This is a genomic window from Shinella sp. GW821-FHT11G07 (assembly GCF_058808115.1).
In genome coordinates this window covers 323,965-337,817 of sequence record NZ_JBXARJ010000002.1, presented here as the reverse complement: position 1 = coordinate 337,817, position 13,853 = coordinate 323,965, and the positions used below count along the sequence as shown (strand labels likewise).

Here is a 13,853-nt window from a genome sequence, read left to right as displayed (position 1 = left end):
GCCCGGATGCTCCTTACGTCTTCCGCACGATCGACCGTGCACGCTTGCCCCGGAAATAGGACTGCACCCACGGATCGTCAAAGGCCAGCATGTCCTCGATCGTGCCTTCAACCAGAACCTTCTTCTGCCCGAGGACGGCGATGCGGTCGCATACCGAAAACAGGCTGTCGAGGTCGTGAGTCACCATATACACGGTCAGTCCGAGGGTGTCGCGCAGTTTGGCGATTAGCTCATCGAATTCGGCCGCACCGATCGGGTCGAGGCCCGAGGTCGGCTCATCGAGGAAGACCAGCGCCGGATCGAGCGCCAGCGCGCGCGCCAGCGCTGCACGCTTGATCATGCCGCCGGAAAGCTCGGAAGGGAACTTGTCCGCCGCTTCGGGCGCAAGGCCGACCAGCTCGATCTTCAGGCGCGCCAGCTCGTCCATCATCGCCTGCGGCAGGTCGAGATATTCGCGCATCGGCACCTGGATGTTCTCCTTCACCGTCAGCGCGGAGAACAGCGCGCCATGCTGGAAGAGCACCCCGAGCTTCATATCGAGCGCCAGGCGCTCCGCCTCGCTCGCCTTATCAAAATCCGTGTCGAAGATGCGGATCGCGCCGGATCGGCGCGACAGAAGCCGCAGCACCGTGCGCATCAGCACCGACTTGCCGGTGCCGGACGCACCGACGAAGCCGAGGATCTCGCCGCGGTAGATATCGAGGTTGAGCTTGTCGAGCACGATGTTGCTGCCGAAGCCGACGGTCAGATCCTTGACCGAGAGCACCACGTTGTCCTGTTTTGCCGAAGTCGAATCCATGAGTATCCCTAGAAGTCGATTGCGGCGTAGAACATGGCGAAGAGGCCATCGACGAGGATGACGACGAAAATCGACTTCACGACGGAGGCTGTGACGTGGCGGCCAAGTGATTCGGCACTGCCGCCGACCTTCAGCCCCTCCACGGAGGCGACGATGCCGATGATCAGCGCCATGAACGGCGCCTTGATCATGCCCGAGACGATCGTCGAAAGGTCGATCGCCTCGCGAAGCCGCGACAGGAACGTGTCGAAGGTGATGCCGGAATAGGACCAGGCGACCGCGGCGGCTCCGAACAGTGCCGCGAAATTGGCAATGATGGTGAGCAGCGGCAATGCCACGGTGAGCGCTACGAGGCGCGGAAACACCAGCACGCCGATCGGGCTCAACCCCATGACCTTCAGCGCGTCGATCTCTTCGCGCATCTTCATCGAGCCGATTTCGGCGGTGATCGCGCTGCCGGAGCGGCCGGCGATCATGATGGCGGTCAGCAGCACGCCGATTTCACGGAGCTGGAGAATGCCAACGAGATCGACGACAAAAACTTCGGCGCCGAAGTAACGCAGCTGGAAGGCGCCCTGCTGGGCGATGATCGCGCCGATCAGGAAGGACATCAGGAGAATGATCGGCACGGCGCGCACGCCCATGCGGTCGATCTGGTGGACGATTGCCGCGGGTGACAGGCCACTCTGGCGCCCGAGCTTCAGCTGCGCACCGCGCACAGCCGAGCCGAGAATGAACATGGCGGCAACCGCATCGTCCCAGACGTCCATCATGGCGCGGCCGATCGGCGCGAAGATGCGCTCGAAGCGCGAGGCGGGTGGCCCCTTCTCCTCACGCGGTTCGGCAAGCTTTTCGGGCAACGCGGCGATCAGATCAGCATAGTGCGCGCCCTGGCGGTCGGTGACGCTCACCTCGCTGCCACCGGCCTGCCGCTCGGTGATCGCCCGGCGCAACAGCCAAGCGCCGGCCGTGTCCATTTCGGCAATACCGCTGAGGTCGATTTCAAGGGAGGCGCCGTTTTTGCGGGCGACCTCGGCCAACCGTTTGCTGGCGGCGACCGCGGTCACGTTCACCCAATGGCCGGAGAGACGCCAGATCTCTCCGTCCTTGCCCGACAGGCTTTCGGTCACGATTTCGGCTGAGGGGCTGGCGGCGGTCAAATCTCTTGCATCTTCCCGTGCTTGGGACAACATGCGCCTGTCTTATCGGCTCGCCGGCCATCTGTCACCGAACGAACCGGTAAAAGCCCCGTCCCGCCTCGATTTTTTCAGGCCCGCCAGGATCGACATGATGCACCGAACCCTTCTTGCCACCCCCGAAAGCTTTCCGATTGCCGGGGCTTTCACGATTTCGCGCGGTGCCAAGACGACGGCCGAGGTGGTGACCTGCACGATCGGCGCTTCGGGGCTGACAGGGCGCGGCGAATGCGTGCCCTACGGCCGCTACGGCGAATCGGTCGCCAGCGTGCTGGCCGCCATAGAGGAGATGCGCGGCGCCATCGAAGACGGCATCGGCCGCGAGGACCTTGCCAACCTGATGCCGGCGGGCGCAGCCCGCAATGCGCTGGATTGCGCGCTGTGGGATCTCGAAGCAAAGCTGTCCGGCGTGCCGACCTGGCAGGTCATCAACACGGCCGCTCCGCAAAAACTCATCACCGCCTATACGCTCTCGCTCGGCGAACCGGAGGCGATGCAGCGCCAGGCGGCGGAACATGCGTGGCGTCCGCTGCTGAAGGTCAAGGTCGGCACCGCCGACGACGCCGAACGCATCCGTGCGGTCCGCGCCGGGGCGCCGGAAAGCGCCATCATCCTCGATGCCAACGAAGGCTGGACGCCGGAAAACCTCGCCTATCATTTCTTGATCTGCGCCGAGGCGCGCATTGCGCTGGTGGAACAACCACTTCCGGCCGATAATGATTCGGCGCTCCGCGACCATGCCCGCCCCATCCTCGTCTGCGCCGACGAGAGCGTGCACCGGGCGGCGGATGTGGCAAAACTCGCCGATCGTTATGACGCGATCAACATCAAGCTCGACAAGGCCGGCGGGCTCACGGAAGCGCTGATGCTGCGTGAGATGGCCAAGGAGCACGACCTGAAGATCATGGTGGGCTGCATGGTCGGCACCTCGCTCGGCATGGCGCCGGCCGTGCTGCTCGCACAGGGCGCCGATTTCGTCGATCTCGACGGGCCGCTGCTGCTTGCCCGCGACCGCGAGCCCGGCCTTCAGTATAAGGGTTCTACAGTCTACCCGCCAGAAGCCGCCCTTTGGGGCTGAGCGCGGGGCGCGACGACCCGGCCGGCAATGATGGCGACGAGGCCGGCCGCGGCGACGAGCGACATCAGGTAAAAACCCTGAACGCCGTACCAGCTGAACGTATAGCCGGAGACGAACGTCGCAATCGCGGTGAACATACCGGTGTAGAAGAAGTAGAGCCCCTGTGCGGCCGCCTCCTGTTCTTCTGCCACACGCTCCACGAGCCGGCTCTGCGCACTCATGTGGATGAGCGCGTAGGTGAAGGCGTGCAGGCATTGCAGCACAAAGTAGCCAGCGAAAGACATCTCCATCGGAAAGAGAATCCAGCGCGCGACGGCCACGCCGCCGCCGACGATCATCATCGACCACAGATTGAAGCGCTGCCTCAGCTGGACGGCAAACAGGAAGAACACCACCTCCGCAAGCACGCCCGCACTCCACAGGATGCCGACATCCACGCCGCTGAAACCCATCTTCTGCCAGTAGATCGCCGAGAAGGCGAAAAGCATGGCGTGGCTGGCGTTGACGAGGGAGACACCGATCAGCATGAACTGCACATCCCGCTGGCGCAGCGTGCTTTTCGTCGGCATCGTCGCGATCGCCGATATCGGGGAAGGCCGGCGCGGCTTGCCGATCCGGGGCGCGATCATCGCGCCGAGCACCGTCAACACGAAGGCAGCCGCCATCGCCGGCAGCACCATGTCACCGCCATAGAGGCCGGCAAGCCAGCCGCCGGTCATCGTCGCCAGAATGAAAGCGAGCGAGCCCCAGAGGCGCATCCTGCCATAATCGAAATTCCAGCGGCGCACACCGGAAAGCATAATCGCCTCGGTGATCGGGACGTATGGTGAGTAGACCGCACCCTGTAGGGTATAAAGCAGCAGAACGGGCCAGAAAGACCCCGTCGCAAACAGTGCCACCGCCGTCAGCAGAGACAGCAACCCCGACCAGATGAGCACAATCGACCGCTCGCCGATCCGGTCAGCCACCACACCGGCAATGGGTGCGGTGAAGATGCGTACGAACATCGGCACGGCGAGCACGATACCGATCTGGAAATCGCTCATCTTCAGCGTTTCCAGCCAGACAGGAAAGAACGGCAGCGCAATGCCGTTGACCATCATCGGCGCACAGAAAACGAGGGCAATACGCGCGGCGAAGAACGGCGGCGCGCCGGTGGTCACGGAAAACCCGGAAGGGGCGGTCATTGGCGGGGAACCTGCGTTGGAACGCCCTCGGCTCTAGCACGCCGACGTACGTACGCCAATCCGCTATTTCTGCCCTTTGCCGACCATGCCAAATTTGTGAAAGCCGGCTATGCGGCTTCCGACTCGCGGGCCTCGATCGCCAGCATCTGGCGCGACACCGGAACCACCTCGGCAGGCGTCGTTGCGAGCTTCTGCCAGGTGATCAGCTCCATCTCGCCATCATGGTGCTCGGCGATCGCCGTGCAGCTCTCCACCCAGTCGCCGCTGTTGATGTAGCGGATGCCGTCGATCTCGGTGATGACGGCGTGGTGGATATGGCCGCAGATAACGCCATCGGCGTCGTTACGCCGCGCCTCTTCGACGACGACCTTCTGGAACTCGCCGATGAAATTCACGGCCGATTTCACCTGCTGCTTGGCCCAGGATGAGAAGGACCAGTATGGCAGGCCGAGCCGGCGGCGGATGGCGGCGAAGACGACGTTGATGGCGATGGCCGCATCATAGGCCCAGTCGCCGAGATAGGCGACAACACGGGCATGGCGCACGACGACGTCGAATTCGTCGCCATGCAGCACGAGGTAGCGCTTGCCGTCGGCCGCTTCATGGATGATGCGCTCGGCCACCTCGACGCCACCGAAATGGGTGCCCGGGAACTCGCGCAGGAATTCGTCGTGGTTACCGGGGATGTAGATGATGCGCGTGCCCTTGCGCGCCTTGCGCAGCAGCTTCTGCGTCACGTCGTTGAAGGCCTGCGGCCAGTACCAGTTGCGCTTCAGGCGCCAGCCATCGACGATGTCGCCGACGAGCACGATCGTCTCCGCTTCATGATGCCGCAGGAAGTCGATCAGGAAGTCCGCCTTGGCTGCCTTCGATCCCAGATGCACGTCCGAGATGAACAGCGTACGGAAGTAGCGAATGTTCGGGTCAGCGGGGGTCACAGTCATGCGTGGTTCTCCGGGTGGCCGGCCGCCGCGATGATCGTGATAAAGGGCGGCTTTGATACAGTTGAAAACCAGAGTCCTGTTTCAGATTGATGACACACCTATGCCTTTTCGATCCGCAAATAGGCATTGCACCGGTCGATGAATGCGGCTTTATGGAAGGTTCCGAAAACTTCACGTCGCGGCGGTTTCGTGTCAGGAATGGCCGCAACGAAAACAGCATATGGCAGGGAGCATCATGAGCACGGGTGATAAATCGAGGACGCAGGACGGTCCGGTAAGCGGCGACATCGACCAACAGGCCCTCTTCTTCCACCGTTACCCCCGCCCCGGCAAGCTCGAGATCACCGCCACCAAGCCGCTCGGCAACCAGCGCGACCTGGCACTTGCCTATTCGCCCGGCGTCGCCGCACCGTGCCTCGCCATCCGCGACGATCCGAACACCGCCGCCGACTACACGGCGCGCGCCAACCTGGTTGCCGTCGTGTCGAACGGCACCGCCGTTCTCGGGCTCGGCAATATCGGACCGCTGGCCTCCAAGCCCGTCATGGAAGGTAAGGCCGTCCTTTTCAAGAAATTCGCCGGCATCGACGTCTTCGACATCGAAATCGACGCGCCGACCGTCGACGAGATGGTCAATGTCGTGTCCGCGCTGGAGCCGACCTTCGGCGGCATCAACCTGGAAGACATCAAGGCGCCGGAATGTTTCGAGGTGGAGCGCCAGTTGCGCGAGAAGATGGATATCCCCGTCTTCCACGACGACCAGCATGGCACGGCGATCATCGTCGCCGCCGCGGTGCTGAACGGCCTGGAACTGGCCGGAAAGTCGCTGCATGAAGCGAAGATCGTCACCTCCGGAGCAGGCGCCGCGGCACTCGCCTGCCTCAACCAGCTCGTCGTGCTCGGTGCCAAGATCGAGAATATCTGGGTGCACGATCTCGAAGGCCTCGTCTACAAGGGCCGCGACGTGCTGATGGACCAGTGGAAGGACGTCTACGCGCAGGATACCGACAAGCGTCAGCTTTCCGAAAGCATCGACGGTGCCGACGTCTTCCTCGGCCTTTCGGCCGCCGGTGTGCTGAAGCCGGAACTGCTCGCCCGCATGGCTGAACGCCCGCTGATCATGGCGCTCGCCAACCCGACGCCGGAAATCATGCCGGAAGAAGCCCGCGCCGCCCGCCCGGACGCCATGATCTGCACCGGCCGCTCGGACTTCCCCAACCAGGTCAACAACGTCCTCTGCTTCCCCTACATCTTCCGCGGCGCGCTCGATTGCGGCGCGCGCACGATCAACGAGGAAATGAAGATGGCGGCGGTGCGGGCGATCGCAGCGCTTGCCCGCGAGGAAGTGTCCGATGTTGCCGCCCGCGCCTATTCCGGCGACACGCCGAGCTTTGGCCCGAACTACCTGATCCCCTCACCCTTCGACCAGCGCCTCATCCTGCGCATCGCGCCGGCCGTTGCCCGCGCGGCGGCTGAAACCGGCGTTGCCACGCGTCCGATCACCGATTTCGACGCCTATCTCGACCAGTTGAACCGCTTCGTCTGGCGCTCGGGCTTCATCATGAAGCCGATCTTCGCCGCCGCGAAAAAGGCCGAAAAGAAGCGCGTGATCTTCGCCGAAGGCGAGGACGAGCGCGTGCTGCGCGCCGCCCAGGTGCTGCTGGAAGAGGACATCGCCAAGCCGATCCTCATCGGCCGCCCGCACATCATCGAAACGCGCCTGAAGCGGTATGGCCTGCGTGTGCGCCCGACGGTCGATTTCGAGGTGGTGAACCCGGAAGACGATCCGCGTTACCGTGACTATGTCGACGAGTACTTCCGCATCGTCGGCCGCAAGGGCGTGAACCCGGAAGCCGCCCGCACCATCGTGCGCACGAACCAGACGGTCATCGGCGCGCTTGCCGTCAAGCGCGGCGACGCCGATGCTCTGATCTGCGGCGTCGAAGGTCGCTATGCCCGCCATCTGCGCGATGTGCGCCAGATCATCGGTAAGCGGGACGGCGTGCTCGATTTCTCGGCGCTCAGCCTGCTCATCTCGCAGCGTGGCGCCACCTTCTTCACCGATACCTACGTCACCTGCGAGCCGACAGCCGAAGCGGTGGCCCAGATGACGGTGATGGCGGCGCAGGAAATCCGCCGCTTCGGCATTACGCCGCGCGCCGCCCTCGTCTCGCATTCGAACTTCGGTTCGCGCGATTCCGAGAGCGCCTTCAAGATGCGCCACGCCATGGAGCTTGTGCGGGAGACGGACCCGGATCTCGAGGCTGACGGTGAAATGCACGGCGATGCCGCCATTTCCGAGGCCCTGCGCCAGCGCGTCATGCCGGATTCGACGCTGACGGGTGAAGCAAACCTGCTCGTCTTCCCGAATCTCGACGCCGCAAACATCACGCTCGGCGTGGTCAAGACGATGACGGACAGCCTGCATGTCGGCCCGATCCTGCTCGGCGCCGCCCTGCCCGCCCACATCCTGTCGCCGTCCGCCACGTCGCGCGGCGTCGTCAACATGGCCGCCCTTGCCGTGGTCGAAGCCTCCTATCCGGAAGGTTCGATCTGATCGGAAAGGCTTGACTTACGAAACGGCCGCCGCTTCGGCGGCCGTTTTCGTTTTTGGCGCCGGGCGGGCACCATCATGTGCCTCCCACCAGTCGCCCAGCGCATCGATCAGCGGCATCACGGTAAGTCCGGCAGGCGTCAGATCGTATTCGACGCGTAGCGGATAGCCGTCGAAGACGGTGCGCTCGACCAAACCGGCCTTTTCCAGCTTGCGCAATTCCAGCGTGAGGATGCGATGCGAGACGGTCGGATTGTCCCGTCGCAGATCGCTGAAACGCTTGGTGCCATCCTTCAGATAGTAGATCAGCAGCGTCGGCCAGCGGCCGCCCAGCACCTGCATGACCTCCTCGATCGGGCAACGGGAAACGAGATCCTTCATGGCAGACTCCGGCGTGGTGACAAAAATGTGCGTAATTTACATGGGGGCGGGCAAGGCTTAGGTCCAGTGTCGCTGCGCAGCGTGGTCAACAGAAATCACGGAGAACAACATTGGAACCGATCCTCATCTACGGCTTCCCCGCCGGAAGCTCCATGGGCCTCGTTGCAGCACTTGAATGGCTCGGCAAGCCCTACAGGCTCTGCCGCGTCGACATGCTGGGCGAAATGCGCGACCCCGCCTATGCCCGCCTCAACGCCCGGCACGAGACGCCGGCCCTCGTCACCGATGACGGCCGCGTCATCACCGAAACCATGGCGATCGCTCATTGGCTCGCGGCGCGCGACACGGAACGGCGCATCAGCTTCGCCCCCAACGCGCCCGAAACCGCCCGCATGATCCAGCTGATGGCCTATATCAACACCGGCTTCACCGGCGCCTTCAGCCCGCTTTGGTCGGCGCTGGAGATGGAGACGCCGGACCCGGTGCTGCAGCAGTCGCTGCAGACGTATGGACGTAAAGGCGTCATCGAGCGGCACGACAAGCTGGAGGCCATGCTCGGCGACACACCCTACCTCGTGGGCGAGCATCCCACGCTGGCGGACGGGGTGCTCATCGGCGTCGCCCGTTGGCTCGACTATCACGAGGTGGCACCGGCAAGCCGCTGGCCGCGCATCGAAAAGGTTCGCAGCTTGTTGGAAGCAAACCCGGCGGTCAACTTCGCTACGGCGCTGGAAGCCGGTGAAACGCCAGCCGGCTCTGGCGCTTTCAAAGGCCATATCCCGCTCGCCGAGGTGATCGAGCGTTTCGGCCGCGGTTGATCGCGGAAGGCCGGGCCAACGCCCGGCCTTTCCCTCATACAGCCACAAGTTCCACCCGGCGCGTGATGCCGATCGCCGCCAGAAACGGCTCATCGTGACTGACGACGAGGAGCGCGCCGTCATAGGCGCGCAGCCCCGCCTCCACCGCTTCGATCGAATCGATGTCCAGATGGTTCGTCGGCTCATCGAGGATCAGCAGCGCCGGCGGCGTGCCACCACCAAGCACGCAGGCGAGGCCCGCGCGCAGCAACTGCCCGCCGCTGAGACTGCCGACGATCTGCAAGGCAGCATCGGCGCGGAACATGAAACGCGCCAATGCCGCACGGCAGGTATTTTCATCTGCGCCGGGATTGAGTTGCCGGAAATTGTCGCGGATCGACAGCGATGGATCGAGCAGGCTCACACGCTGATCGAGCATGGCGACGTCGGTGAAGACCCGCACGATCCCCTGCCAGGGCTGCAACTGGCCGGTGATGAGGGCAAGCAGCGTCGTCTTGCCGGAACCGTTCGGCCCCGTCACCGCGATCCGCTCGGGCCCGGTCATCACCAGGGAAAGATCACGCAGCACCGGCTGGTCCGGCGCGTAACCGACCGTGACATTCTCGATCTTCAACACCGTCTTGCCAGTGGCCAGATGGGTCGATGGCACGGCAACGGTCAGCGGCTGGAGGATTTCGATGCGCTCGCGCGCCACGGTCACCGCCTCGGCAGCTTGCCCCTGCCGGCTTTCGGCAAGGCGGGCATTGGCACCGCTCGTCAACTCGCTGCGCTCCTTCATGGCGCCCAGCATGATGCGGGGAATATCGCCCCGCGCCTTCTTCCGGCGTCCGGCGCTGTCCTTGCGTGCCTTGCGCTCGGCAATGGCCTGCATGGTCCGCGCCACCTCCGTGGCCTGTTTTTCGGCATCAGCAAGGTCGCGGTGCGCGGCCGAAAGCTCCAGCGCCTTGCGGGCGCGATAGGCGCTCCAGTTGCCGCCATAGCGCGCGGCGCCTAGCGTTGTCAGCTCGACGATAGCGTCCATCGTTTCGAGCAGCTCCCTGTCGTGGCTGACGACGATCGCGCCTGCCCGCCAGCCCGCAAGCAGGTCGATGACCGCCCGGCGCCCTTCCCGGTCGAGATTGTTGGTCGGCTCGTCGAGCAGCAGGAAATCCGGTTCGCTGAAGATGAGGGCTGCAAGCGCCGCGCGTGTGCGTTGCCCGCCGGACAGCGCCGTCAAAGGTGTGCCCGGTTCGGCAGACAGACCGACACGGGCAAGAGCTGTGGCAAGCCGCGTCTCCAGCGTCCAGTCCGCATCGGCAAGGGCATCGGCGTCCGCCTCGCCACGCTCTGCACGGTCAAGCAGATCGAGAGCCTCGACGATGCCGAAGAGGCTTGCGACCGTTTCATCCGCCGCGACCTGCACGCACTGACGCAGCAGGCCGAGCGTGCCGTCCACCGAGACGGTGCCGGCCTGTGGCGCAAGATCGCCGGTCACGAGCTTCAGCAATGTCGTCTTGCCGACGCCATTGCGGCCGACAAGGCCCGCGCGCTCGGCACCGAAGCTCAGATCGAGATTCGAAAGGAGGGTGTGGCCGTCAGGCGTGGACCACGTGATTTTGGAAAGGGTGATGGAAGCAAGCATGGTAATCCCCGAGAACAAAACGAAATCGATTTGTGTTCGGGTTGAATTCCATGGTGCACCAGCCGGTCAGCATTGACGATGCCGGAGATTTAGGGCCGAACCGGCCGGCTTGCAAGCCCGAGGCCGGTTCGGCAGATCGAAAGCCTCAGGTAGCCGGCGGCTGATCCAGCCGCTTCGACCACTCGTCCGCCTTGCCATTGCCGGCGGGATGCCAGGGCGATCCCTTGAGGCCGAGCTTGCCGCGCAGGCCCATCGCCGAAATGATCAGCCGGTTCATGCCGGAGGCGATGAAGGGCAGCGACGCGAGGTGCAGGCCGGTGAACGGCAGGAAGGGATTGCGGCGCAGCGACCCATAAATCTCGATGCGCGTCGTCGTCTTGTAGCTCGGGCTGCGCGCGTGGAAACCGTGCGTGTCGGCGACGATCAGCGTATTGGCCTTAACGGTCATCTTGACCGGCTGGCCATAGCCGAGCGCACCCAGTTCATCAGGCATGATGCGCAGCGAGCCACGGGCGGAGTAGATATTTTCGATGGCATCGGGATTCTCGCTGATGCGACGCTCCCAGGCGATGCGCTGCGGTGTCATCTCGTGCGAGCCGGGCACATAAGCGAAGGGGCCGTCTTCCTCCTCGACGTCGCGCAGGAAGAGCCAGGCCTTGGCCGTCGGCTGGAACGTATCGCTGTGCAGGGCGGTCTGCGGATCGGTCGAGCCCTTGGCGATGACCGACGGCAGGGCCATCACCACCTGCACGACGAGCAGCGGCTGGCCGGCATGGGACGATACGTAGCGCAGCAGATTGGTGAGCCGCGGGTCGTTGCGCGCCGCCTTGAAGCCCGGCAGGCTTTCCAGGTCGCTGTCGTCGATGATCGCGCGGCGGGTGACTGTGGCGCCCTGCTTCATATCGTAACGCTCGAAATCGCGCTCGGCGAGTTCGCGCGTGACCGCGGCGAAATCTTCGGGGGACAGGAAGTTCTCGATCTTCACGAAGCCGTTCTCGGCATATTGCCGGCGATATTCCGGCGCGACCGTGCTTTCCAGCTTGGTCCGGCGCCAGGCCGCCATGCGCATGGCGAGCGAGACGCGCTTTTCATGCAGCCCTTTCCTGTTCAGCCATTTGCTGCCGATGATGGGATTGTCGGCGAAGGATTTGGCGCCGGACGCGACCTGAAGCGCGTAGAGAGGACTGAGCAAGACTGACGAAATCCGCATGTGCACCTGCCTGCAAGGGCCGGTCTCCCCTTGAGGGCGACTGCGCGAGAAGCGCGCATACCGGCTGTTGTATGTGCCGAGAGTGCTACACCAAGCCCTGGGGGAGATCAATTACGCCCCTTCACCAAAAAGGTGAGTATTCAAATCATGTTTCTCTTGCGCGTTAATCACAAATGCGGGAGCGCGTTGCGCTTCCCCCCCGGTAGCCTATGATAAGGCCTGCATATGCGGCGGGATTGCCGCCCAAACGCACATTCATGGGATCGACGACTTGAAAAGACGCGCCAGTCTTCTTTTTGCCGTTGCTACCGGCCTGCCGCTGTTATTCTTCGGCGGCACGGCGGCCGCGAACGTGTGCGAGCGCATCCAGGCTGAGCTTGCCAACCTGCCCCGGGTGCTGGTCGATACGTCGAGCGCCCGCAAATATGCCGGCGCCATCGCGCGCCAGAACATCCAGCTTCGCAAGGCCAAGGGCGACCAGCGCCGCCTCGGCTGTTCGGGCGGCAGCATCATCGTCGTCGGTGGGCCGAACGCTGAAGCGTGCGACACGCTGGAGTCGGTCATTGGCAAGATGGAGCGCAATCTCCAGATCCTCGACAGGAAGCGCCGCGAATTCGCCGGCGGCACCTCAACGGACGGCAAGCGCAGGCGCCTGCTCGCCTCGTTTGAGACGAACGGCTGCAACGACGAAGCGAAAGTGATGCCCGTCGCGGCGACCGAGACGCTGCGCACACCAGATGAAACACACAGCCTGCCGCTCGGCACCATGCCTGATGGCAGCGGGCGGCTGGAATTGCGCTCGCTTGGCGGCAGCAATGGCCATGGCAACCTGCGCACCGTCTGCGTGCGCACCTGCGACGGCGGCTTTTTCCCTATCTCCTCCGGCGCCACGCCACTCGATTTTCGCCGCGACCAGCAAGTCTGCAGCATGATGTGCCCGCAGACGGAAACCGAGCTCTTCTATCAGTCGATGACGAACGGGCAGGAAACCGACCAGATGACCTCGACGGTTACCGGTCGCCCCTATTACGAGCTGCAGAACGCCTTCTCCTACCGCACGCGTGACCTTTCCAAGCCCGGCGCCTGCGGCTGCAACCTCTCGGCCTATTACCAGGAGATGATCAAGCGCGAGAAGGCGCTGAAGGGCGACCCTGCGCAGGCATCGACCGGCGACGACGGCGGTTCCATCACCAGGATCGATACCCTGCCGAAAAAGGCGGAAACAGCGGTCAAGACGCCGGTGACGATCGAGGAACGCGACTACGATCCGGCGACCAGCAAGGTGCGCACCGTCGGCCCGGTCTTCCTGCCGGCAAACCAATCCGCCATCGACCTCGGCCGTCCGGCCGATGCCGGCGTCAACTGACGTCGGTTTCCGGCCAGCGCTCCTCGAACACCAGTTCTTCCAGCGGCAGGCGCTGTCGCCAGCCCTTCACCGCAAGCTCCGGCTCGGCATAGAGTCGGTCGACGAAACCGACGCACAGCCAGGCGACGATCTCGATATGCTCGGGTATGCCGAGGATGTTCCGGACGTCGCTGTCGTGAAAGATGCTAACCCAGCCGACGCCGACCCCTTCCGCCCGCGCCGCGAGCCAGAGGTTCTGCACGGCGCAGACCGTCGAATAGACATCCATGCGCGGATTGTGGGTGCGGCCGAGCACCACCGTTCCGCCGCGTGTTGGATCACAGGTCACGCAAATCGAGAGCGGCGCCTTTAGAATGCCCTCGAGCTTCAGGGCGCGATAGTGCTCCTGACGCTCGCCTTCGAACATCGCCACCGCCTCGGCATTGGCTTTTTGAAACGCGGCATGCACCCGCCGCCGCGTCGCCTCGCTGCGCACCGTGAGAAAATTCCACGGCTGCATGAAGCCGACCGACGGCGCGCTGTGTGCGGCATGCAGCAGGCGGCCGACGAGGTCGTCCGGCAATGGTTCGGGCAGAAACTGGTCACGCACGTCGCGGCGCGTTTCGATGGCACGATAGACGGCTTGCCTGTCCTCGCAAGAAAAGGCGCCCGCCCGGACCAGAGGGTCCCACGGTTCGGTTCGCATCGTTTTCTCCCCAA

The 13,853-nt window shown here is 64.0% G+C and carries 12 protein-coding genes; 4 read left to right on the top strand and 8 right to left on the bottom strand.

Going from position 1 to position 13,853, the window contains the following annotated elements; genetic code table 11:
* Positions 1-13: 13 nt before the first annotated feature.
* Positions 14-799 (bottom strand): ABC transporter ATP-binding protein, encoded by a 786-nt coding sequence (locus AC1RT2_RS05115; RefSeq protein ID WP_069058565.1) that lies wholly within the window; start codon positions 797-799, stop codon positions 14-16.
* An 8-nt stretch (positions 800-807) separates the two neighbouring features.
* On the bottom strand, positions 808-1,992 hold the full coding sequence (locus tag AC1RT2_RS05110; protein WP_493100023.1) for an ABC transporter permease: 1,185 nt from the start codon (positions 1,990-1,992) through the stop codon (positions 808-810).
* A 97-nt stretch (positions 1,993-2,089) separates the two neighbouring features.
* On the opposite strand from AC1RT2_RS05110, the gene dgcA reads away from it, so the two are divergent.
* Entirely contained in the window at positions 2,090-3,073 is a 984-nt protein-coding gene (gene dgcA, locus AC1RT2_RS05105; RefSeq protein WP_493100021.1) for an N-acetyl-D-Glu racemase DgcA, read from the top strand.
* On the opposite strand, the gene AC1RT2_RS05100 is transcribed toward dgcA, so the two are convergent.
* Positions 3,043-4,260: an MFS transporter gene (locus tag AC1RT2_RS05100; protein WP_493100019.1), complete on the bottom strand. Its 1,218-nt coding sequence runs from the start codon at positions 4,258-4,260 to the stop codon at positions 3,043-3,045. The genes dgcA and AC1RT2_RS05100 overlap by 31 nt on opposite strands.
* 107 nt (positions 4,261-4,367) lie before the next feature.
* Complete coding sequence (locus AC1RT2_RS05095; protein WP_069058562.1) at positions 4,368-5,204, bottom strand: UDP-2,3-diacylglucosamine diphosphatase; 837 nt, start codon at positions 5,202-5,204, stop codon at positions 4,368-4,370.
* A 235-nt stretch (positions 5,205-5,439) separates the two neighbouring features.
* Here AC1RT2_RS05095 and AC1RT2_RS05090 point away from each other — a divergent pair, with 235 nt between their 5' ends.
* Positions 5,440-7,761 (top strand): NADP-dependent malic enzyme, encoded by a 2,322-nt coding sequence (locus AC1RT2_RS05090; protein ID WP_493100017.1) that lies wholly within the window; start codon positions 5,440-5,442, stop codon positions 7,759-7,761.
* A 15-nt stretch (positions 7,762-7,776) separates the two neighbouring features.
* On the opposite strand, the gene AC1RT2_RS05085 is transcribed toward AC1RT2_RS05090, so the two are convergent.
* Complete coding sequence (locus tag AC1RT2_RS05085; protein WP_069058561.1) at positions 7,777-8,139, bottom strand: winged helix-turn-helix transcriptional regulator; 363 nt, start codon at positions 8,137-8,139, stop codon at positions 7,777-7,779.
* A 110-nt stretch (positions 8,140-8,249) separates the two neighbouring features.
* On the opposite strand from AC1RT2_RS05085, the gene AC1RT2_RS05080 reads away from it, so the two are divergent.
* Positions 8,250-8,957, top strand: a complete 708-nt coding sequence (locus AC1RT2_RS05080) for a glutathione S-transferase family protein (RefSeq protein WP_493100015.1) — start codon at positions 8,250-8,252, stop codon at positions 8,955-8,957.
* Positions 8,958-8,991: 34 nt separating this feature from the next.
* Here the strand turns inward: AC1RT2_RS05080 and AC1RT2_RS05075 are convergent, their stop codons facing one another.
* Both AC1RT2_RS05075 and AC1RT2_RS05070 read right to left on the bottom strand, forming a co-directional pair.
* Positions 8,992-10,578, bottom strand: coding sequence for an ABC-F family ATP-binding cassette domain-containing protein (locus AC1RT2_RS05075; protein WP_493100013.1), 1,587 nt, complete (start codon positions 10,576-10,578; stop codon positions 8,992-8,994).
* Between the two features lie 145 nt (positions 10,579-10,723).
* The gene (locus tag AC1RT2_RS05070; RefSeq protein WP_493100011.1) at positions 10,724-11,788 is read right to left on the bottom strand and encodes a phytanoyl-CoA dioxygenase family protein; all 1,065 of its coding nucleotides are present in this window, start codon (positions 11,786-11,788) and stop codon (positions 10,724-10,726) included.
* Positions 11,789-12,059: 271 nt separating this feature from the next.
* Here AC1RT2_RS05070 and AC1RT2_RS05065 point away from each other — a divergent pair, with 271 nt between their 5' ends.
* Positions 12,060-13,154, top strand: a complete 1,095-nt coding sequence (locus AC1RT2_RS05065) for a DUF2865 domain-containing protein (RefSeq protein ID WP_493100009.1) — start codon at positions 12,060-12,062, stop codon at positions 13,152-13,154.
* On the opposite strand, the gene bluB is transcribed toward AC1RT2_RS05065, so the two are convergent.
* Complete coding sequence (bluB, locus tag AC1RT2_RS05060; protein ID WP_493100007.1) at positions 13,147-13,839, bottom strand: 5,6-dimethylbenzimidazole synthase; 693 nt, start codon at positions 13,837-13,839, stop codon at positions 13,147-13,149. The two genes, AC1RT2_RS05065 and bluB, sit on opposite strands and share 8 nt — an antisense overlap.
* Positions 13,840-13,853 lie beyond the last annotated feature (14 nt).

Bases quoted from the DNA above. Each gene is read 5' to 3' on its own strand.
- AC1RT2_RS05115 (WP_069058565.1), bottom strand. From the start codon at position 799: ATGGATTCGACTTCGGCAAAACAGGACAACGTGGTGCTCTCGGTCAAG.
- AC1RT2_RS05110 (WP_493100023.1), bottom strand. From the start codon at position 1,992: ATGTTGTCCCAAGCACGGGAAGATGCAAGAGATTTGACCGCCGCCAGC.
- dgcA (WP_493100021.1), top strand. From the start codon at position 2,090: ATGCACCGAACCCTTCTTGCCACCCCCGAAAGCTTTCCGATTGCCGGG.
- AC1RT2_RS05100 (WP_493100019.1), bottom strand. From the start codon at position 4,260: ATGACCGCCCCTTCCGGGTTTTCCGTGACCACCGGCGCGCCGCCGTTC.
- AC1RT2_RS05095 (WP_069058562.1), bottom strand. From the start codon at position 5,204: ATGACTGTGACCCCCGCTGACCCGAACATTCGCTACTTCCGTACGCTG.
- AC1RT2_RS05090 (WP_493100017.1), top strand. From the start codon at position 5,440: ATGAGCACGGGTGATAAATCGAGGACGCAGGACGGTCCGGTAAGCGGC.
- AC1RT2_RS05085 (WP_069058561.1), bottom strand. From the start codon at position 8,139: ATGAAGGATCTCGTTTCCCGTTGCCCGATCGAGGAGGTCATGCAGGTG.
- AC1RT2_RS05075 (WP_493100013.1), bottom strand. From the start codon at position 10,578: ATGCTTGCTTCCATCACCCTTTCCAAAATCACGTGGTCCACGCCTGAC.
- AC1RT2_RS05070 (WP_493100011.1), bottom strand. From the start codon at position 11,788: ATGCGGATTTCGTCAGTCTTGCTCAGTCCTCTCTACGCGCTTCAGGTC.
- bluB (WP_493100007.1), bottom strand. From the start codon at position 13,839: ATGCGAACCGAACCGTGGGACCCTCTGGTCCGGGCGGGCGCCTTTTCT.